This is a genomic window from Herbaspirillum seropedicae, from assembly GCF_001040945.1.
GTDB classification, from domain to species: Bacteria; Pseudomonadota; Gammaproteobacteria; order Burkholderiales; family Burkholderiaceae_D; genus Herbaspirillum; species Herbaspirillum seropedicae.
The window spans coordinates 1,418,425-1,438,771 of the sequence record NZ_CP011930.1; the positions used below are offsets into that span (position 1 = coordinate 1,418,425).

General features: G+C 62.0%; 17 protein-coding genes. 13 read left to right on the forward strand and 4 right to left on the reverse strand.

The window, feature by feature from the left end:
* Positions 1-157: 157 nt before the first annotated feature.
* Both ACP92_RS06260 and ACP92_RS06265 read left to right on the forward strand, forming a co-directional pair.
* Entirely contained in the window at positions 158-1,882 is a 1,725-nt protein-coding gene (locus ACP92_RS06260) for a methyl-accepting chemotaxis protein (RefSeq protein ID WP_013233273.1), read from the forward strand.
* A gap of 345 nt (positions 1,883-2,227) precedes the next feature.
* The gene (locus tag ACP92_RS06265) at positions 2,228-4,018 is read left to right on the forward strand and encodes a methyl-accepting chemotaxis protein (RefSeq protein WP_013233274.1); all 1,791 of its coding nucleotides are present in this window, start codon (positions 2,228-2,230) and stop codon (positions 4,016-4,018) included.
* A gap of 200 nt (positions 4,019-4,218) precedes the next feature.
* Here ACP92_RS06265 and ACP92_RS06270 read toward each other — a convergent pair whose 3' ends face one another.
* Together ACP92_RS06270 and ppk1 are read right to left on the reverse strand one after the other, a co-directional pair.
* Positions 4,219-4,698, reverse strand: coding sequence for a SixA phosphatase family protein (locus tag ACP92_RS06270; protein ID WP_013233275.1), 480 nt, complete (start codon positions 4,696-4,698; stop codon positions 4,219-4,221).
* Between the two features lie 44 nt (positions 4,699-4,742).
* Positions 4,743-6,857, reverse strand: a complete 2,115-nt coding sequence (ppk1, locus tag ACP92_RS06275) for a polyphosphate kinase 1 (protein ID WP_013233276.1) — start codon at positions 6,855-6,857, stop codon at positions 4,743-4,745.
* A gap of 398 nt (positions 6,858-7,255) precedes the next feature.
* Here ppk1 and pstS point away from each other — a divergent pair, with 398 nt between their 5' ends.
* The 8 genes from pstS to ACP92_RS06315 all read left to right on the forward strand — a co-directional run bounded on the left by pstS (position 7,256) and on the right by ACP92_RS06315 (position 16,383).
* Positions 7,256-8,305: a phosphate ABC transporter substrate-binding protein PstS gene (gene pstS / locus ACP92_RS06280; RefSeq protein WP_013233277.1), complete on the forward strand. Its 1,050-nt coding sequence runs from the start codon at positions 7,256-7,258 to the stop codon at positions 8,303-8,305.
* A 172-nt stretch (positions 8,306-8,477) separates the two neighbouring features.
* Positions 8,478-9,488: a phosphate ABC transporter permease subunit PstC gene (gene pstC, locus ACP92_RS06285; RefSeq protein ID WP_041310337.1), complete on the forward strand. Its 1,011-nt coding sequence runs from the start codon at positions 8,478-8,480 to the stop codon at positions 9,486-9,488.
* Positions 9,488-10,384: a phosphate ABC transporter permease PstA gene (gene pstA, locus ACP92_RS06290; protein ID WP_013233278.1), complete on the forward strand. Its 897-nt coding sequence runs from the start codon at positions 9,488-9,490 to the stop codon at positions 10,382-10,384. Before pstC ends, pstA begins: the two co-directional genes overlap by 1 nt.
* Positions 10,385-10,419: 35 nt before the next feature.
* Positions 10,420-11,220, forward strand: coding sequence for a phosphate ABC transporter ATP-binding protein PstB (gene pstB / locus ACP92_RS06295; RefSeq protein WP_041310339.1), 801 nt, complete (start codon positions 10,420-10,422; stop codon positions 11,218-11,220).
* A 174-nt stretch (positions 11,221-11,394) separates the two neighbouring features.
* Entirely contained in the window at positions 11,395-12,102 is a 708-nt protein-coding gene (gene phoU / locus ACP92_RS06300; protein WP_013233280.1) for a phosphate signaling complex protein PhoU, read from the forward strand.
* Positions 12,103-12,193: 91 nt separating this feature from the next.
* Entirely contained in the window at positions 12,194-12,871 is a 678-nt protein-coding gene (locus ACP92_RS06305) for a response regulator (RefSeq protein ID WP_006464987.1), read from the forward strand.
* Positions 12,872-12,978: 107 nt separating this feature from the next.
* Positions 12,979-14,289, forward strand: a complete 1,311-nt coding sequence (gene phoR / locus ACP92_RS06310; protein WP_013233282.1) for a phosphate regulon sensor histidine kinase PhoR — start codon at positions 12,979-12,981, stop codon at positions 14,287-14,289.
* A 468-nt stretch (positions 14,290-14,757) separates the two neighbouring features.
* Positions 14,758-16,383: a methyl-accepting chemotaxis protein gene (locus tag ACP92_RS06315; protein ID WP_013233283.1), complete on the forward strand. Its 1,626-nt coding sequence runs from the start codon at positions 14,758-14,760 to the stop codon at positions 16,381-16,383.
* Between the two features lie 112 nt (positions 16,384-16,495).
* On the opposite strand, the gene ACP92_RS06320 is transcribed toward ACP92_RS06315, so the two are convergent.
* Both ACP92_RS06320 and ACP92_RS06325 read right to left on the reverse strand, forming a co-directional pair.
* Entirely contained in the window at positions 16,496-17,248 is a 753-nt protein-coding gene (locus ACP92_RS06320) for an SDR family NAD(P)-dependent oxidoreductase (protein ID WP_013233284.1), read from the reverse strand.
* A gap of 132 nt (positions 17,249-17,380) precedes the next feature.
* Positions 17,381-18,226, reverse strand: a complete 846-nt coding sequence (locus tag ACP92_RS06325; protein ID WP_013233285.1) for an ureidoglycolate lyase — start codon at positions 18,224-18,226, stop codon at positions 17,381-17,383.
* 342 nt (positions 18,227-18,568) lie between these two features.
* On the opposite strand from ACP92_RS06325, the gene ACP92_RS06330 reads away from it, so the two are divergent.
* From ACP92_RS06330 to ACP92_RS06340, 3 genes are all read left to right on the forward strand, one after another.
* Positions 18,569-19,165 (forward strand): TetR/AcrR family transcriptional regulator, encoded by a 597-nt coding sequence (locus ACP92_RS06330; RefSeq protein ID WP_013233286.1) that lies wholly within the window; start codon positions 18,569-18,571, stop codon positions 19,163-19,165.
* Between the two features lie 213 nt (positions 19,166-19,378).
* Positions 19,379-19,681: a DUF1330 domain-containing protein gene (locus tag ACP92_RS06335; protein ID WP_013233287.1), complete on the forward strand. Its 303-nt coding sequence runs from the start codon at positions 19,379-19,381 to the stop codon at positions 19,679-19,681.
* Between the two features lie 61 nt (positions 19,682-19,742).
* Positions 19,743-20,288: a PaaI family thioesterase gene (locus ACP92_RS06340; protein WP_013233288.1), complete on the forward strand. Its 546-nt coding sequence runs from the start codon at positions 19,743-19,745 to the stop codon at positions 20,286-20,288.
* The last annotated feature ends 59 nt before the right edge of the window (positions 20,289-20,347 follow it).

Below are 20,347 nucleotides of genomic sequence, written 5' to 3' on the forward strand. Positions count from 1 at the left end.
GACTGCTGAGAGGGCTTGGGGGCGAGCGGCGCGCAGCGGGCATGAATCATGCTGAATCACTGCCACAGGGAAACAAAAAGAGACGCACCGGCCGGCACGACCAGCCGGCACAACAAGCACACACACCAGACGCGTAGCGATACGGAAGAGCACACCCATGATCCAACGTTTGAAGATCGGCAGCCGCCTGGCCTTCGGTTTTTGCCTCATCCTCCTGCTGGCCACGGCCATCCTCCTCATCGGCCTGTGGCGCATGGCCGAGCTGGAAGCGGCCAGCGAATATGTGATCGACGAGAAAGTGGCCGCCATGACGGCCGCCCTGAACATGCGCGAAGCCGGCAGCCAACTGGCGCTGGCCCTGCGCAAGGTGGTCACGCCCACCGACGCCGCTGAAGGCAAGGCCGAGGATGCGCACCTGAGCAAGATCCTGCAAGCCTATGCCGGCTTTGAAAAGCAGATCACCGAGCTGTCACCGGCTGGGCGGGGCAAGGAATTGCTCACCGCCGCCAGTGGCCAGAGCAAGCAACTCTTCCCGATCGTCGAGACGATCCGCCAGCAGGTCGCCAGCAACAACTACTTCGATGCCGCCCAACTGCTCAAGAGCGATTTCCTGCCGGCCCATGACAAGTGGATGGCCAGCGTCGGTGCCTTGGCGGCGTTCCAGCAAGAAGACATGAAAGCCGCCCATGCCGAGGCCAAGGACAGCTACCGCAAGGCGCAGATCGGCATGCTGCTCATGGGCGTGCTGACGCTGGGTCTGGGCTTCTTCTTCACCTTCGTCATCACGCGTTCCATCGTCGGGCCCTTGAAGCGCGCCGGCAATATCGCTGAGACGATTTCGCGCGGCGACCTCACGCAAGACTTCCACGATCACGGTCGTGATGAAGCCGCCACCATGGTCAACGCCCTGGAGGCCATGCAGACCAATCTGGCCGCGACCCTCAACGAGGTCAAGGAGAGCGCCGCAGTCATCGCCGTGGCCTCGCACGAGATTGCACGCGGCAACGTGGACCTGTCCAACCGCACCGAATCGCAGGCCTCCAGCCTGGAAGAAACCGCCAGCTCCATGGAGCAGCTGACCTCCACCGTGCAGCAGAACGCCGAGAATGCGCGCCAGGCCAACCAGCTGGTGGTCTCAGCCTCGGACTACGCCACCAAGGGTGGACGCGTGGTGGGCGATGTGGTCGCCACCATGGGTTCGATCAAGGAAAGCTCCAGCAAGATCGTCGACATCATCGGTGTGATCGATGGCATTGCCTTCCAGACCAATATCCTGGCGTTGAACGCAGCGGTGGAAGCGGCACGCGCCGGCGAGCAGGGGCGCGGCTTTGCCGTGGTCGCCTCGGAAGTGCGCGCCCTGGCACAGCGCAGCGCGGCTGCCGCCAAGGAAATCAAGGGCCTCATCAGCGATTCGGTGGAGAAGGTCGATGCCGGGGGCAAGCTGGTCGATGAAGCCGGTGCGACCATGAGTGAAATCGTCACTTCGGTCAAGCACGTGGCCGACATCATGGGCGAGATCACCGCCGCCAGCCAGGAGCAGAGCGCCGGCATTGCCGAAGTCAATCACGCCATCACCCAGATCGACGAGATCACCCAGCAGAACGCCGCCCTGGTCGAACAGGCTGCCGCCGCCGCCGAGAGCCTGCAAGAGCAGGCCGATGTGCTGGCGCGGGCGGTGGCGGTATTCCGTCTGAAGACCGCGCAAGCGCAGGGCAGCATCCCGACGCCGCCGCCCGTGCCGGCGCCGCCTGCGCCCCTGCGCACCGTCAATACGCCAGCGGCGGTTACCGCGACCCGTCCGGTGGCCAGCCTGCCTGCGGCCGCACCGGCCAAGCGCAAGCCTGCGGCGCTGACGCGGGATGATGAGTTCGAGGAATTCTGATTGGGCCGGCTGGCGTTGATGTGACCGCCAGCTCGCCAGAGACAGAGATCGGCAAGCAACGCCACCGTCCCCAGGACGGTGGCGTTTTGTTATCTTGCTGACCGGCAAGCACAAACGGTGAGAATTTAAGATAATCTGCAAGTTGCCGTTAAGCTATACCAATTGCAGCAGACGGGTCGCATCATTCCGGAAAAGGGGAGGAAGGGCGACAGTCTGCGCGGCCAGGGGAAGAGCATCGCGTCGGGGGCTGGGCAACACAGAGAGCCTCGGATGACGAGCGTGCGCCAAGACATGCGCCCTGGGAGAGCCCTATGGCACATCCTCTTCATCCACCGGAATCCATCCATGTCCATCAAGAACCTATCGATCAAGGCGCAACTGGCCATTGCCATCCTTGTGCTCGCCGCCCTGCTGGTGGCCATTGGCGCCTCGGGCCTGCTCGGCATGTCGGCCGCCGTCAGCATCAACGCCCAGCTGTCCCAGGAGCGCCTGCCCAAGACGGTGGCGGCCGACAACACGCTGATCTGGATCGGCCGCCAGCGTACCTCGCTGGATCAGGCCGCGCTCACCAATGATCCCGCCTGGGCCGAACGCATGTATGGCATGGACGCCAATGCGCGCAAGGAAGCCCTGCAGTGGTGGGGCAAGTACACTGCGCTGCCCCAGACGGAAGAAGGGCGCGTGCTGGTCAAGAAAGTCTCCGACGGCATCGACAAGACCGAACAGGAACTGACCCGCTTCGCCGAGGTGATCAAGGCAGGCGACCGCCAGGCCATCGCCGACCAGGCGCGCAAGGTCGGCACCATCTATACCGCCATGCAACTGGATGGCCAGGCCTTGAGCAAATATGAGACCGAGCAGGCGGCCCAGAGTGCAGGCGCATCCATGGCCCGCTACGAAGCCTCGCGCAACTTCTCCATTGTCGCCATCGTGGCCGGCCTGCTGCTGGCCTTCTACAGCTGGTGGTCGCTGCGCCGCGCCATCGGCGAACCGATGCAGCGCGCCCTGCGCCATTTCGACGCCATTGCTTCGGGTGACCTGACCGAGGCGGTCCACGTCCATTCCCGCAATGAGATGGGACAGCTGCTGGAAGGCCTCAAGCGCATGCAGGAAAGCCTCTCCCGCACCGTGCAGGCGGTGCGCAGCGGCAGCGACGCCATTTCCACCGCCACCCGCGAGATTGCCTCGGGCAACCTGGACCTGTCCTCGCGCACCGAACAGCAGGCGGCCTCGCTGGAAGAGACCGCATCGAGCATGGAAGAGCTGACCAGCACCGTCAAGCACAACGCCGACAACGCCCGCCAGGCCACCACGCTGGCCGTCAACGCCTCCACCATCGCCGCCGATGGCAATGCCGTGGTCGGCCGGGTAGTGCAGACCATGGAAGAGATCCGCGCCAGTTCGGCCAAGATCACCGACATCGTCAGCATCATCGATGGCATCGCTTTCCAGACCAATATCCTGGCCTTGAACGCAGCGGTGGAAGCCGCGCGCGCAGGCGAGCAGGGGCGCGGCTTTGCCGTCGTCGCCACCGAAGTGCGCGCGTTGGCGCAGCGTTCTTCCAGCGCCGCCAAGGAAATCAAGGAACTGATCATGCACTCGGTCGACCGCGTCCAGGCCGGTTCGGAGCTGGTGGGGCAGGCCGGTGACACCATGAGCGACGTCATCAACGCCGTGCAGCGCGTGACCGACATCATGAGCGAGATCTCGGCCGCCTCCAACGAACAGAGCGCCGGCATCGACCAGGTCTCGCACGCAGTGACGCAGATGGATGAAGCCACCCAGCAGAACGCTGCACTGGTGGAGCAGGCCAGCGCCGCGGCCAAGTCGCTTGAGCAGCAGGCCCAGGCGCTGATGCAGGAAGTGGCGATCTTCCGCGTCAACGGCGCCGGGCCGACGGTAAAGCCGCCTGCGGCTGCCGCGTCCAGGGCGACGGTCAAGCCGGCCGCCAAGCCTGCGATGAAGCCGGCATCGGCAGCGCCAGCGGCGCCTGCCACACCCACTGCACCCGCCGCGCCCGTGGCCAAGGTTGCCCCCGCAGTGAAGCGCCCGGCGCTGCCAGCGGCGCCGGCGGCTGCCAAGCCGGCCGGCCGTGGCGTTCCGGCCGGGGATGAGGGAGATTGGGAAACCTTCTGATTGCTCCGATTTTCCTGAGTGTCCTGAGTGTCCTGAGATTGCGCGGCGGATGAACATCAGTCCGCCCGGAAACAAATAAGAAAAATAAGAAAAATAAAAAAATAAGAAATCAATAAGATAAAAATGAAAACCGCCGCGACCAGCCATGCCGGTCGCGGCGGTTTTGTTTGTGCCGGGAGGGTGGGGAAGCAGCGTCCCGCTCAGCGCGGGTGATGCTTGCCGCTGGTGGCCAGCAGCTCGGGCGCGATCACGGCCTTGAGGTAATTGGTGGTCACGTCACCACGATCACGCTGGGCGATCCACCAGACATTGGCCTTGCGCAGCGACCATTCCTGCGGCTGGCCGCCGATCAGTTGCGAGGCGACCAGGCCCAGCGTGGGCTGGTGGCCCACGATGAGCACCGGTTCGCGACTTTCGGGCCAGTTGGCTGCGCGCAGCAGATCCTCGGCGCTCATGTTGGGGGCCAGGTCGGCCACCACCTTGTACTTGCGCTTCAAGGCTTCCACCGTCTGCAAGGTGCGGGTGGCCGGGCTGACCAGGATGCGGCAACTTTCCGGCAGGTTGCGGTCCAGCCATTCCGCCATCTTGGCGGCCTGCTTGTGTCCCTTGGGGGTGAGGGCGCGTCCCTCGTCAGGTTCGCCCAGTTCGGCTTCGGCATGCCGCCATAGAATCAGGTCCATCTCAACTCCTCAGGTAAGCCGCCATGGCGCCGCCGGTCCATCGTTCACTCTTCCGGCGGCGTAGCCGGGATGCCCAGCGTGTTCATCAGGTATTGCTGGGCGTTGAAGGTCTGCTGCCTGCTGCGTGGCTTCTTTTGCGTATAGACGCCGTTGATGTCCAGGTGCCAGGAATGCGTATTGTCTTTCAGGTAGGGATTGAGACCTTCGGAAATGACGCGTTTCTTCAGGCTCTTGTCCAGCACCGGGAAAGCCACTTCGATGCGGCGGAACAGGTTGCGGTTCATCCAGTCGGCGCTGGCCAGGTAGACATCATGCGCCAGGTCGTTGCGGAAATAATAGATGCGCGAGTGTTCCAGGTAGCGACCGATGATGGAGCGCACCTTGATGTTCTCGGACAGGCCCGGCACGCCCGGACGCAGGGCGCAGGCGCCGCGCACGATCAGGTCGATCTTCACGCCATCGGCCGAGGCGGCATAGAGGGCCCGGATCACCGACTCGTCCAGCAGCGCATTCATCTTGGCGATGATGCGCGCCGGCCGTCCCTCGCGGGCGATCTGTCCTTCGTTGCGGATGGCGCGGATGATCTCCTTCTGCAAGGAGAACGGCGCCAGCCACAGATGGGTCAGGTTGCGCGGCTTGGTCAGGCTGGTGAGGTGAATGAAGACCTCGTTGACTTCGGCGGTGAGCTCCTGGTTGGAGGTCAAGAGCCCAAAGTCGGTATAGAACTTGGTGGTGTTGGGGTGGTAGTTGCCGGTGCCCAGGTGGGCGTAGAAGCGCAGGCCCTGGTCTTCATCACGGCGGATCACCAGCGCCAGCTTGGCGTGGGTCTTCAGCCCCACCACGCCATAGACCACCTGGGCGCCCGCCTGCTCCAGCTTGACCGCCCAGTTGATATTGGCCTCTTCATCGAAGCGCGCCATCAGTTCCACGATCACCGTCACTTCCTTGCCGTGCTGGGCCGCGTAGATCAACGCCTCCATCAGGTCCGAATTCATGCCGGTACGGTAGATGGTCTGCTTGATGGCCAGCACGCCCGGATCGTGGGCCGCGGTGCGGATGAAGTCGACCACCGGCTGGAAGGACTGGAAGGGGTGGTGCAGCAGCACGTCCTTCTTGTCCAGCGCAGCGAAGATGTTCTCGCTGGCCAGTTGCGGCGGCAGCGTGGGCGAGAAGGGCGGGAAGCGCAGCTCCGGCTGGTTGACCAGGTTGACGATCTCGCCCAGGCGCACCATGTTCACCGGGCCTTGCACGGCGTAGAGACGGTTGCGTTCGATATTGAACTGGTTCAGCAGCAACTGCGCCAGGTGTTCCGGGCAATTGGCCGCCACTTCCAGGCGCACGGCCACGCCGAACTGGCGGCTCTGCAATTCGGTCTCCAGCGCCTGGCGCAGGTTCTTGACCTCTTCTTCATCGACCCACAGGTCGCTGTTGCGGGTGACGCGGAATTGCGAATAGGCGGTGATGTCGCGCCCCGGGAACAGGTCGGCGATATGCGCGTGGATGACCGAGGAGAGCAGGCAGAACGACGACTGCCCCTTGGCCGAGAGATGGTCCGGCAGCTTGATCACTCGCGGCAGCACGCGCGGGGCCTTGATGATGACGATGCCGGTGCCGCGTCCGAAGGCGTCCTTGCCCGAGAGCTCGATGATGAAATTGAGACTCTTGTTATGGACCTGCGGGAAAGGGTGGGCCGGGTCCAGCCCGATGGGCGTCAACAGCGGCCGCACATGCTGTTCGAAATACTGTTTCACCCAGGCGCGCTGGGCGTCGTTGCGGTCATCATGACGCAACAGGTGGATGCCGTTGGCGGCCAGCTGCGGCAGGATTTCCTCGTTGAGCAGTTCGTACTGGCGCGCCACGATACGGTGGCATTCGGCGCTGGTGCGCTCGAGCGCCGCGCGCAGCTCGGGCGGGTCGATGTTCTCGCCCTCGATGCGGTTGGCCAGCAGGCTGGCGATGCGCACTTCGAAGAATTCGTCCAGGTTGCTGCTGCAGATGCACAGATACCGCAGGCGCTCCAACAGCGGCACGCTGTCGTCCTCGGCCTGGGCCAGCACCCGGCGGTTGAAGGCAAGCTGCGAGAGTTCGCGGTTAAGGTAGATCGTATTAACGGGAAGATCAGGTTGGGTACTGCTTTCCGGTTTTACTTTTCTGGTCATCAAGAGTCCCTGTCCATCCAGTTTGAGCGGGCAGTGTATTGAGGAGGTATGACGAGTTTATGACAAGTATTATGACGCTTTGTCATTTTTTCTCAGCAGAAAATATCATATTTTCGATGCAATGAATGCAAGATCCCTGTCCCCGTCAGCTGACTGACCAACGCTGCAACAGAACTGTCAGGAAAGCCCCTCCAGCCCCAGCCTGCGCCCCTTTCCGAGCTGCTTGATGGTGCTCGGAATACTTTCCTGCAGGAAATTATGACCTGCCCGAAGATGACAAGTTTGGGTCATAAACTCGTCACATTAGCTGGTTAAAGTTCGCCCTGTCTCAGAAGTCATCCCTCCCACCGTGATGTTTCTTGCTGACGTCCTCTCTCAAAATCATAGGAGTAGTTGAAATGGGGTTTAACCAACTGATCAAATCTGTTGCAGTCGCAGTGGCCGGCGCTTTCGCTTTCAGCGGTGCCGCTCATGCAGCAGAAATCACCGGCGCTGGCGCCTCCTTCCCGTACCCGGTCTACGCCAAGTGGGCTGAGCTGTACAAGGCCGCTACCGGTAACAGCCTGAACTACCAGTCCATCGGTTCCGGTGGTGGTATCAAGCAGATCAAGGCCAAGACCGTCGACTTCGGCGCTTCCGATGCACCGCTGCCGCAAAATGAACTGGCTGAAGCCGGCCTGACCCAATTCCCCGCCGTGGTGGGTGGCGTGGTCCCCGTGGTCAACCTGGATGGCGTGACCCCGGGTCAGATCAAGCTGTCGGGCCAAGTGCTGGGCGACATCTACGCCGGCAAGATCACCAAGTGGAATGCTCCCGAAATCACCGCCCTGAACCCGGGCGTGAAGCTGCCTAACGAAGACATCACCGTGGTCTACCGTTCGGACGCTTCGGGCACTTCCTACGTCTTCACCTCCTACCTGTCCAAGGCCAACGCCGACTTCAAGAGCAAGATCGGCGCCGGTACTGCAGTGAAGTGGCCCACCGGCGTGGGTGGCAAGGGTAACGAAGGCGTTGCCGCCAACGTGCAGAAGGTCAAGGGCGCCATCGGCTACGTCGAGTACGCCTATGTCAAGAAGAACAAGCTGAACTACACCCAGCTCAAGAACAAGGACGGCAACTTCGTCTCCCCGGACGATTCCTCCTTCAAGGCCGCGACCGCCCACGGCGACTGGGCCAAGACCCCGGGTTTCGCTGTTGACTTCACCGACGCTGCCGGCAAGGAATCCTGGCCGATCTCCAGCGCCACCTTCATCCTGCTGCACAAGGAACAGGCTGGCGATGGCGCCAAGGGCAAGGAAGTCCTGAAGTTCTTCGACTGGGCCTACAAGAACGGTGGCAAGGTCGCCGCTGACCTGGACTACGTGCCGCTGCCGGACTCGGTCACCAAGCTGGTGGAAGATTCCTGGAAGAGCAACGTGAAGGACAGCAGCGGCAAGGCCATCTGGTAATCCAGTAGTGCCCAACCGCGCCGGGCTCGCGGGGCCCGGCCAAGCAAGCCTCTCCCCACGGAGCATTCGGGTCATCGCAGCGAAAACGAGCAACTCTGGAGATCAGAGCATTCGCGGCGATGGCCCGTTTTAATGGTGAATTCAAATGAGCGCTAATTATTCCACCACGGCAATGTCGAACACCGAAGTCAAAAAATCCACGACAGATACGGAAAGCGCACAGGTCGCGCGCGAGAAGTTGATGGCCGTCATGCGCCGCCAGCGCTTGCAGGATTTCTTTTTCCACAAGATCACCCTGATCTTCGCCCTGTCCGTGCTGCTGATGCTGGGCGGGATCATCGTTTCCCTCATCATCGGCGCCGCCCCGGCCTTCCAGGCCTTCGGCCCAGGCTTCATCACTCGCGTCGAATGGGATCCGACCAATAACGAATTCGGCGCCATGATCGCCATCGTCGGCACGCTGTCGACCTCGATCATCGCCTTGCTGATCGCCTTTCCGGTCAGTTTCGGCATCGCCCTGTTCCTCACCGAGATCTGTCCCGCCAAGCTGCGTCGCCCGCTCGGTACCTGCGTGGAACTGCTGGCCGGCGTGCCTTCCATCATCTACGGCATGTGGGGCCTGTTCGTGTTCGCGCCGCTGTTCTCCGAATACGGCCAGCCCTTCCTGAAGGCCACGCTGGGCCAGATCCCTGGCATCGGCGTGCTGTTCTCGGGCCCGACCATGGGTATCGGCATCCTGACCGCCGGCCTGATCCTGTCGGTGATGATCATCCCCTTCATCTCCTCGGTCATGCGCGACGTGTTCGAAGTGGTGCCGGCAGTCCTGAAGGAATCGGCCTATGGCCTGGGCTGCACCCGCTGGGAAGTGGTGCGCAAGGTGGTGCTGCCCTATACCAAGACCGGTGTGGTCGGCGGCGTCATGCTGGGCCTGGGTCGCGCGCTGGGTGAAACCATGGCGGTCACCTTCGTGATCGGCAACTCGCACCGTCTGTCCTGGTCGCTGTTCTCGGCCGGCAATTCGATTGCCTCCACCCTGGCCAATGAAATCGCCGAAGCCTCCAGCAAGCTGCACGTGTCCTCGCTGTTTGCGCTGGGCCTGATCCTGTTCGTCATCACCTTCATCGTCCTGTCCGCCGCCAAGATCATGTTGATGGGCATGACCCGCAAGGAAGGAGCCAAATAATGAGCCAGACCGTACAAGCCGGCGTACAACACGCCGATCAGGCGCAAGCCATGAACCCCGTCTACCGCAAGCGCCTCATGCAGCATCGCATGGGCATGCTGTTCTCCTTCCTGGCCATGGGCCTGGGCCTGTTCGTGCTGGCCTGGATCCTGTTGACCCTGGTGTTCAAGGGGGTGGCTGCGCTGAACCTGGGCCTGCTCACCGAAAACACCCCGGGTCCGGGTGACGCCGGCGGCGGCCTGTTGAACCCCATCGTCGGCTCGCTGATGATGGTCGGTATCAGTACCCTCATCAGCACCCCCATCGGCATCCTGGCCGGCGTCTACCTGGCGGAATATGGCGAGGAAAGCAAGCTGGCCCAGGTGACCCGCTTCGTCACCGACATCATGCTGTCGGCGCCGTCGATCGTCATCGGCCTGTTCATCTACGCGATCTATGTCGCCAACGTCGGCCACTTCTCGGGCTGGGCCGGCACCTTCGCCATCTCGCTGATCGCCATTCCCGTGGTCGTGCGCACCACCGACAACATGTTGAAGCTGGTCCCCAGCGGCCTGCGCGAAGCGGCCTTCGCCCTGGGCGCTCCGCGCTGGAAGGTGGCCATCATCGTGCGCCTGCGCGCCGTCAAGGCGGGCGTGGTGACCGGTGTGCTGCTGGCCGTGGCGCGTATCTCGGGCGAGACCGCACCGCTGCTCTTCACCGCCCTGAACAACCAGTTCTTCAGCACCAACATGAACCGTCCGATCGCCAACCTGCCGGTGGTGATCAACCAGTTCGCCATGAGCCCGTATGACAACTGGGTCTCGCTGGCATGGGGCGGCGCCTTGCTGATCACTTTCAGCGTGCTGCTGCTCAACGTGCTCTCGCGCACCCTGTTCAAGCAACAAATCCCCGGCTAATTCTCCAAGTGACCGACATGACTACTGCTCATCAAATGGCAAGCCACGCTTCGACCGCACCCGCCAACGCCGCTGCACCCCAGAAGGCCACGCTGGAAGTCTCGCAACTCAATTTCTACTACGGCGGATTCCAGGGGCTCAAGAACATCAACCTGAACATCTACGAAGGCAAGGTGACCGCCTTCATCGGTCCCTCGGGCTGTGGCAAGTCCACGCTGCTGCGCACCTTCAACCGCATGTATGACCTCTACCCCGGCCAGCGCGCCGAGGGCAAGATCATCTACGCCGGCAACAACATCCTCGAACCCGGCCAGGACCTCAACATGCTCCGCGCCAAGGTCGGCATGGTGTTCCAGAAACCGACGCCGTTCCCGATGTCGGTGTACGACAACATCGCCTTCGGTATCCGCCTGTATGAAAACCTGCCCAAGGGCGAAATGGACGAGCGCGTCGAATGGGCGCTCAACAAGGCGGCCTTGTGGGGTGAAGTCAAGGACAAGCTGCACAAGAGCGGCCTGTCGCTCTCTGGCGGTCAGCAACAGCGTCTGTGTATCGCACGCGGTGTGGCGGTCAAGCCGGAAGTGCTGCTGCTGGATGAACCGACCTCGGCGCTGGACCCGATCTCGACGGCCAAGGTGGAAGAGCTGATCGGTGAGTTGAAGAACGACTACACCATCGCCATCGTGACCCACAACATGCAGCAGGCGGCGCGCTGCTCGGATTACACCGCTTATATGTACCTGGGCGAACTGGTGGAGTTTGGCGAGACGGACCAGATCTTCATGAATCCGGTGCGCAAAGAAACCCAAGACTACATCACCGGCCGCTTTGGCTGATCGAACCGTCGTCTCGGCTACTGCGCGCTCCGATTTCGCGTCTGCGATGCTCGCCGTACGCCTGTACGGCTGCGCTTCTCGACGCGAACTCGAAGCGCTCGCTACGCCGATACGACGATTCCACAGAGTAGTCAGGGCACATATTTTTTTAGAAATTCTTTTTAGGGACGTCATATGACCGGCGATCATTCCTCCAAACAGTATGACCAGGATCTGGAGCAGATCCGCTCCAAGGTGCTTGCCATGGGCGGCATGGTGGAACACCAGTTCCAGGACGCGATTGCGGCTTTCCGTAGCGGTAACCTCGAAGTGGCCAACCGCGTCATGAAGGACGATGAGGCGGTCAATCGCCTGGAAGTCGAACTCGATGACGCCTGCAGCCACCTGATCGTGCGCCGCCAGCCTACCGCCAATGACCTGCGTACCGTCATGGCGACCATCAAGATCATCACCGACCTGGAACGCGTGGGCGATGAGGCGACCAAGATCGCGCGGACTGCGGTCCACCTGCACAAGCGTGGCATCGGCCTGATCTCGCATTACGAAACCGTGAGCCTGATCGCCGAACAGGCCATGGACCAGCTGCGCAGCGCCCTGGATGCCTTTGCCCGCCTGGATGACCAGCAGGCGCTGGAACTGATCAAGGCCGATGAACGCATCGACCATGGCTTCCGTTCCATCACCCGCAGCCTCATCACCTTCATGATGGAAGATCCGCGCACCATCTCCGGCTCCATCGATACCCTGTGGGTGGCCAAGGCCATCGAGCGTATCGGCGACCATGCCAAGAACATCGCCGAATACGTCGTCTACGTGGTCGGCGGCAAGGATATCCGTCATACCGACTTCGGCTCGGCCAAGGCGGTCCAGGAAGAAGACTGAGCACGACGGCGCCGGTGGGGGCAGCAGGGGAATGCTGCCGCTACCGGATTGCGGAGGGGAGACCCGCGATACTGCTATAAGCCCTATACCCATGACCACTATCCTCATCGTCGAAGACGAACCCTCCATTGCCGAACTGATTGCCTTCACGCTCAAGGAGGCAGGCTGGTCCAGCTTCGTCGTCTCCAATGCGGCGGCGGCCTGGGACTTCGTCCAGCATCGCGCGCCGCAATTGGTGCTGCTGGACTGGATGTTGCCGGACCGCAGCGGCCTGCACCTGCTCTCGCGCATCCGCGCCGACCGCCAGCTGCAGCAGCTCTCGGTCATCATGCTCACCGCCAAGAGCATGGAAGAAGACAAGATCGCCGGCCTCGACAATGGCGCCGACGACTACATCACCAAGCCCTTCTCGCCGCGCGAACTGACCGCGCGCATCAAGGCGCTGCTGCGCCGCAAGAGCCCCGAGCACGCGCAGGAAGTGATGTCGGCCGGCCCCATCACGCTCGATCCGGCCAGCTGCTCGGTGAGCCTGTCGGGCGCGCGCATCGATATCGGCCACGCCGAATACAAGCTCCTGAAGTTCTTCCTGGCCCATCCTGACCGCGTCTTCTCCCGCAGCCAACTGCTGGACCGCGTCTGGGGCGACCATGTGGTGATCGAGGAGCGCACCGTGGATGTCCACGTGCTGCGCCTGCGCAAGGCCCTGCGCGATGCCGAGTACCTCATCAAGACGGTGCGCAGCGTGGGCTACATGCTCTCCACCAAATAAGCCCGAACACGACCCAAGCCAAAGCCAAAGCCGCCCGCATCAGCCATAATCACGCGACAATTACAAATTCGGCGCGCGGGCGCTTGCAAGATCTAACTGCCAAATCAATGAGTCCTCAACTATTGTTCTGGATTCCCGCTGTATTGCGCCTGGTGCTTTGCCTGGCCGGTGCGGGAGTCGTCGGTTTCTTTTTCGGTCCCATCGCAGGCCTCGTGACAGCGGTGCTGGGGGTGGGCGCGATGATGATCACCCATCTGCATTACCTGTTGCGCCTGTCCACCTGGCTGGATGATTCGGGCCAGTCGCGCCTGCCCGACGGCTGGGGCGCGTGGACCGACGTCTATGCGCGGCTCTACCGCATGCGCCGCGACGACGAAAAGAACCAGGCCGAACTGGCCGAGTGGCTGGCGCGCTTCCGCCAGGCCATGAGCCTGCTGCCCGATGGCGTGGTGATCATGGACGATGTGCTCTTCCTCGAATGGTGCAATCCGGCCGCCCAGCAGCATCTGGGCCTGAAGCTGGACCGCGACAAGGGCATGCGCGTGACCAACCTGATCCGCAATCCGGCCTTCATCGACTACATCATCCTCGGTCGCTACGAACAGCCGCTGACCATGACGCTGCATGAGCGCAAGCTGATCATCCAGATCATCCCCTTCGAAAACCGGCGTCAGATCCTGGTCACCCATGACGTGACCGAGTCGGAGCGTATCGACATGATGCGCCGCGACTTCGTGGCCAATGCCTCCCATGAATTGCGCACGCCGCTGACGGTGATCAATGGTTTCCTGGAGATCGCCCTGGCCCAGCCCAATCTGGAAGAGGGCACACGCATGGCGCACCTGAAGTTGATGACCGAACAAGGCCAGCGCATGCAGAACCTGATCGATGACATGCTGACCCTCACGCGGCTGGAGTCGATCGACTATCCCCTGCGCACCGAGGTGCTGCGCGTGCGCCCGCTGCTGGAGCGCATCGCCGAGGAAGGCCGCGCCTTGTCGGCCGGCAAGCACGAGATCGTGCTGACCATCGACGGTCCCGACCTGAAGGGCAATGCCGAGGAATTGCGCAGCGCCTTCACCAACCTGGTCACCAACGCCGTGCGCTATACGCCCGAGGGCGGCCGCATCAGCCTGCGCTGGCAGAGCGATGAGCAGGGCGCGCATTTTGCGGTGCAAGATACCGGCATTGGCATCAGCCCCGAGCATATCTCGCGCCTGACCGAACGTTTCTACCGCGTCGACAAGAGCCGTTCCCGCGAAACCCAGGGCACCGGCCTGGGCCTGGCCATCGTGCGCCATGTGCTGCTGCGCCACCATGCCACGCTGGAAATCGCCTCCGTGCCAGACCACGGCAGCACCTTCACCGTGCATTTCCCCTCGACCCAGACCATCCAGGACTATGCCCAGACGCCCTGATTGTGGATGCCTGACCACGGCCCATGCGATTTAGAAAGGATGCTTCGGCATCCTTTTTTCTTCTTTGAAGCGGTGTTGGGCGCGTAATAATGCGCTGTATCGTAATACTGACGCCTCGTCAGTAAGTACAAATACGAATGCCTTGCCAAGGTGCAAGTAGGAACAATATCGCACCGCAGGAATCGGCGCCGGCCACCGGGAATCAACGGCGCCTTTTCTTCAAGCTGTCTTCTGACACCAGCAGTTTTTTTCGCATCGACGAAATGAGGGATGTCTGACATGAAGCACGGCCATCTATCCAACCGATCAACCGGTCAACCGATGACTTGACGGCGCCGCGCTCAGGAAATCCCTGATCGCGGTTCCTGACATGTGCTTGCACACTCAGCGTACGCCCCCCTGTTGCCTGCGGGCAGCCGAGGAGCCTGCGCTCGTCGCCGATCAGTATTTTTGCCCAGAGAGAAAAAAATGCGCTACTTCGCCAACATGAAAATCGGTCGCCGCCTGGCCCTGGGTTTTGCCGTCATCCTGGCCGCCGCCAGCGTGGTCGTGGCCCTGTCGATCTGGCGCCTGCAAGGCATCGCCGCCGCCACCGACGAAATGATGCACGAACCCCTGACCAAGGAGCGGCTGGTCTCGGACTGGTACCGCACCATCCACACCAGCGTGCGCCGCACCACCGCCATTGCCAAGAGTTCCGATCCCAGCCTGGCAGCCTTCTTCGCCGACGATGCCGCCGCCGCCAGCCGCATGTCGACCGAGCAGCAGAAGGCCATCGAAGCGCTGATCGAGTCGGACCAGGAAAAGGCCGTCTTCACCAAGCTGGGCGAGGTGCGCAAGGATTACATCAAGTACCGCGACGCCATCTCCAAGGCCAAGGCCGAGGGCCGCACGGAGGAGGCCGCCCAGATCCTGGCCGGTCCCTTCGATGTGGCCGGCAAGGGCTATCTCGACCTGCTGCAGCAATTGCTGACGCTGCAACGCGCCAATATCGACCAGGTCGCGGCCCACATCCAGACGGTCTACCGCGAGAGCCGCAACCTCATGCTGGCCCTGGCCTTCTTGCAGGTCGTGCTGGGCTGGTTGTTTGCCCGCACCCTGGCGCTGGGCATCACCCGCCCGCTGGAACAGGCGGTGGAGGTGGCTGAAGCCGTGGCCGCCGGAGACCTCACCCATCGCATCGACGAGCGCCTGGCTGCGCGTGGCGATGAGACCGGCAAGCTCATGCATGCCCTGCACGCCATGACCGGCAATCTCGCCCGTATCGTTGGCCAGGTGCGCGGCGGCACGGATGCGATTGCCACCGCCTCCAAGGAAATCGCCACCGGCAACCTCGACCTGTCGGCGCGCACCGAACGCCAGGCCGGCGCGCTCGAAGAGACCGCCTCGGCCATGGAAGAACTGACCTCCACCGTATCGCAGAACGCCGATAACGCGCGCCAGGCCAACCAGCTTGCCGCCTCCGCCTCATCGGTGGCGCAGCAGGGCGGGGAAGTGGTATCGCAGGTCATTTCCACCATGGGCTCGATCAACGAGTCCTCGCGCAAGATCGTCGACATCATCAGCGTCATCGACGGCATCGCCTTCCAGACCAACATTCTGGCCCTGAATGCCGCAGTGGAAGCCGCCCGCGCCGGCGAGCAGGGCCGGGGCTTTGCGGTGGTGGCCTCGGAAGTGCGCTCGCTGGCCCAGCGCTCGGCCTCGGCCGCCAAGGAAATCAAGGCCTTGATCGACGACTCCGTGGCCAAGGTGGGCTCCGGCAGCGAACTGGTCACCCGTGCCGGCAGCACCATGGATGAAGTGGTGGCCAGCGTGCGCCAGGTCGCCGACATCGTCTCCGAAATCAGCGCCGCCAGCAGCGAGCAGAGCGATGGCATCAGCCAGGTCAACCTGGCCATCACCGACATGGACCAGACCACCCAGCAGAACGCCGCCCTGGTCGAAGAAGCAGCCGCTGCCGCCGAAGCCATGCAGGAACAGGCGGCGCGCCTGTCCGAGGTGGTCAGCCAGTTCAAGCTGCTGGGGCAGGACCAGATCGCCTACGCCCCCCGCAGCGCGGTCGATATCACGCCGCCCTTGCCGGCCTTGCGCTGAGCCGCCTTCGGTAAAAAAATTACCCGCCTGTGTGGCGGGCAATTTTTTTCCGGAAGCAATCCGGCAGTTGCACAAATGATTTATATCATTTGCGCTCGATGCAGCGATTGCCTCAGTAGGTCGCGCGACCGCCGGAGAGATCGAACACCGACGCCGTGGTAAAGGAATTTTCTTCCGACACCAGCCAGGCCACCATGGCCGCCAGCTCCTCCACCTTCACGAAGCGCGCACGCGGGATCTTCGAAAGCATGTAGTCGATATGCGCCTGGGTGCACTGTTCCAGGATGCGGGTCTGCGCCGCCGCCGGGGTGATGGCGTTCACCGCAATGTTCTTGGTGGCGGTTTCCTTGCCCAGGCTCTTGGTCAAGGCAATCATGCCAGCCTTGGCCGCGCTGTAGGCCGAGGCGGTCGGATTGCCTTCCTTGCCGGCGATGGACGCGATATTGACGATGCGTCCATAGTTCTGCGCGATCATCCGTTGCACCACTACCTGGTTGACGTAGAACGCGCCATTGAGGTCGATATCGATGACGCGGCGCCATTCCTCCGGGGAATACTCCGCCACCGGATTATTCTGTCCAGCAATACCGGCGCTATGCACCAGGATATCGATGGACTGGGTCAGTTTCTCGGTGGCCTCGATGGCTTGCTGCACCTCGGCCTGGCTGGAAATATCGACCTTGACGGTCTCCACATTGCCCAGTGATTCCAGCTTGCGGCGCGCCTCGGCCAGCGCCTTCTCGTCCATGTCCCACAGCACCACCTTGGCCTTGCCCTGCAACAGGCGCTCGGCCACGGCATAGCCAAAGCCCTGTGCACCACCGGTGATGATGGCGCTACGGCCCTGGAAATCGTAGTGATTCATTGTCTCTCCTTCCCTGGTTCGGTCATTGGATGGCGCAGGCCGCGTGGGCCTGCGCATTCTTGTTCTTGTTCCGGATGGGTGACGCAGCGCTGCCGCAGGGGCAGCGCCAGGCATTGCGCCTGTGCCAATGCCTTATGCGTCGATGGTCTTCTGCTCTTGCTCGCCCAGACCGTCGATGCCCAGACGAATGGTCTGGCCAGCGCGCAGGTAGACCGCTTCCGGCTTGACGCCCATGCCCACGCCCGGCGGCGTGCCGGTGGAGATGACATCGCCCGGCTGCAGGCTCATGAAGCGCGACAGGTAGGACACGATATGCGCCACGTTGAAGATCATGGTGCTGGTATTGCCGTTCTGGTAGCGCTTGCCATCCACTTCCAGCCACATGCCCAGCTTCTGCGGATCGGCCACTTCATCGCGGGTCACCAGCCAGGGCCCGATGGGGCCGAAGGTATCGCAGCCCTTGCCCTTGTCCCAGGTGCCACCGCGTTCGATCTGGTATTCGCGCTCGGAGACGTCGTTGACCACGCAATAGCCGGCCACGTGGGACATCGCATCCTTCTCATCGATATAGCTGCCGCCCTTGCCGATGATCACGCCCAGTTCCACTTCCCAGTCGGTCTTCTTGGAGCCGCGCGGGATCTTGACGTTGTCATTGGGGCCGACCACGGCCGAGGTCCACTTGTTGAACACCACCGGTTCGGCCGGGATGGGCAGGTTGGATTCGGCGGCGTGATCCGCGTAGTTCAGGCCGATGCAGATGAACTTGCCGATATTGCCCACACAGGCGCCGATACGGGGATTGCCTTCCACCACCGGCAGGGTGTTGAGGTCGAGCTTGCGAATCTTTTCCAGCGAGGCATCGTCCAGCACGGCGCCGTTGACGTCCTTGATATGCGCCGACAGGTCGCGAATCTTGCCAGCCTGATCCAGGATGCCGGGCTTTTCCTGCCCAACCGGGCCGTAACGCAGTAATTTCATCGTGTTTCCTTGAAGAAAGGGTTGTCTCGGATCGGCGCCGATGCCGGCTTGCGGCTGGTGCAGGTGCTGCAGCCAGGGCACGCAAGGGCGTGGGGTCGCCTGTCGTTTGGAAGTTGGATATTACCAGTTTATTGGTAAGACCAATAGGCCAATGGGTGAGTTTTCAGGTCATGCGCCGTGCAAGCTTGGTTGATCTGCCCTGGAAACTTCTCCCACTTTCGGAGGGCGAGGGCACCCCAGCATGCCATCACCGTCATGTTCCAATGCTGGCCGGCGGCCAACCACTAGCGCTCCGTGCATAGGATGAAGTGCGCTTGACGTCTTCTGCACGACATCGCTAATATGATGCTCATCATGCAGAGCAAGCCTACCCGCAAACAAGTCAGCCACGACCGTATCGTCGATGTCGCCTCGCGCGCCATCAGGCGGGCGGGCGCCAATGGTGTCGGCGTGGCGGACATCATGAAGGAGGCTGGCCTCACCCATGGCGGTTTCTATGCGCATTTCGAATCGCGCAACGCCTTGGTGAGCGAAGCGATGAGACATGCCTGGCAAGACACATCGCAGGCGTTGATGAACGCGATGGCGCGGCGGGTGGCGGCGGGCGAAAGTCGTTTCGCAGCGCTGGTGAATTGCTATCTGCATGACAGTCATCTGGAGAAAGTCGAACAGGGTTGCGTGATCGCCGCCTTGTCTTCTGAAATGACGCGTCTGGATGAGGCGGCTCGCGGCGATGCCAAGCGGCTCGTCGCCCAGTTGATCGCGCTGGTGCGTTCATGCTTGCCGCCAGGCTGCGATCCGGCTAACGGCGCAATAGTGGCCTCAACCATGATGGGGGCATTGCAATTGGCGCGGACCTTGGGCGGCAAGCAAGGGCGTGAGTTGCTGGCGCTGGCCAGAAAGCAGTTGATAAATCAGTTCGATCCGGTTTTGTCTTGATCCGTCGCCTTCACCTTGACGACGCATCCCTCCGTTGAGTTTGTCCTCTTTGTCGCTGACAGCCTCATTTTGCTTATAAATATGATGGTCATCATAAAGGTCTGATTCATGAAAATCGCTGACTCCACCGTTCTCGTCACCGGCGCCAGTCGCGGCATAGGTCTTGCCCAACATCGCGGGAATTGCCGCATCTGCATTCAATAGGAGATACCAGTGACACAGCCGATGTTTGTCCTCGTGCAGTTCGATGTAAAGGACTTCCCCACCTATTTCGAGCAATACGGTTCCCTGATGAAGGCCGAGGTGGAGAAGTTTGGCGGAGCGTTTCTTGCCGCCACAGGGGATGCCGTGGCGCAGGAAGGCCAATCCAGCGGCAACTTCACCGCCCTCATTCGCTTTCCTTCTCAAGAAGCTGCGGCCGAAATGTATGCGTCGCCAAGCTATGCACCATTGAAGGCCAAGCGCATCAACGAGCTTACGAATAGCGGGAATGTGATTTTCCTGCCGGGACTATGAAAATAGTGTCTCCGTTCAACCCGCTATCCCAACCCTGACCATCAGCACGAGAGAGGAAGACATGGACGCCGAAAAACAAGCCAGTGTATGGACAGATCAGCAGGCCGCCGCACTCCAGCGCGAGCGTGACGGCGGCGGCGCGCTCGGCGTGGCCCGAATGGAACAGATCGCCGGCAAGAGCGGGATGGAAATCCTCAGTGCGATGATGTCCGGAGCGCTGCCGTCGCCGCCGATGAACGAGACCATGAACATGACCCTGTTGGAACTTGACGAGGGTAGCGCCGTATTCCAGGGCATCCCGCTGCTGCGCCACTTCAACCCGATGGGGACGGTGCATGGCGGCTGGTTTGCCACGCTCCTGGATTCTGCGCTGGGTTGTGCTGTGCAAACCACGCTGCCGGCCGGGCAGAGCTATACGACGGTAGAACTGAGCGTCAATATCGTACGGGCAGCTTCGCAACAAACCGGACCGCTCCGCGCGGCTGCCAGGGTCTTGCATCGGGGCAGTCAAATGGCCACAGCAGAAGCGAGCATCAAGGATGAGAGCGGCAGGTTGTACGCCCATGCAACCACGACCTGCTTTGTATTCAAGGCTCCCGTAGATTGATTGCAGCTGCAGCGATCCGCGGGCTGATGTTGCGTCGATATCACCCATCTTCGAAGAGC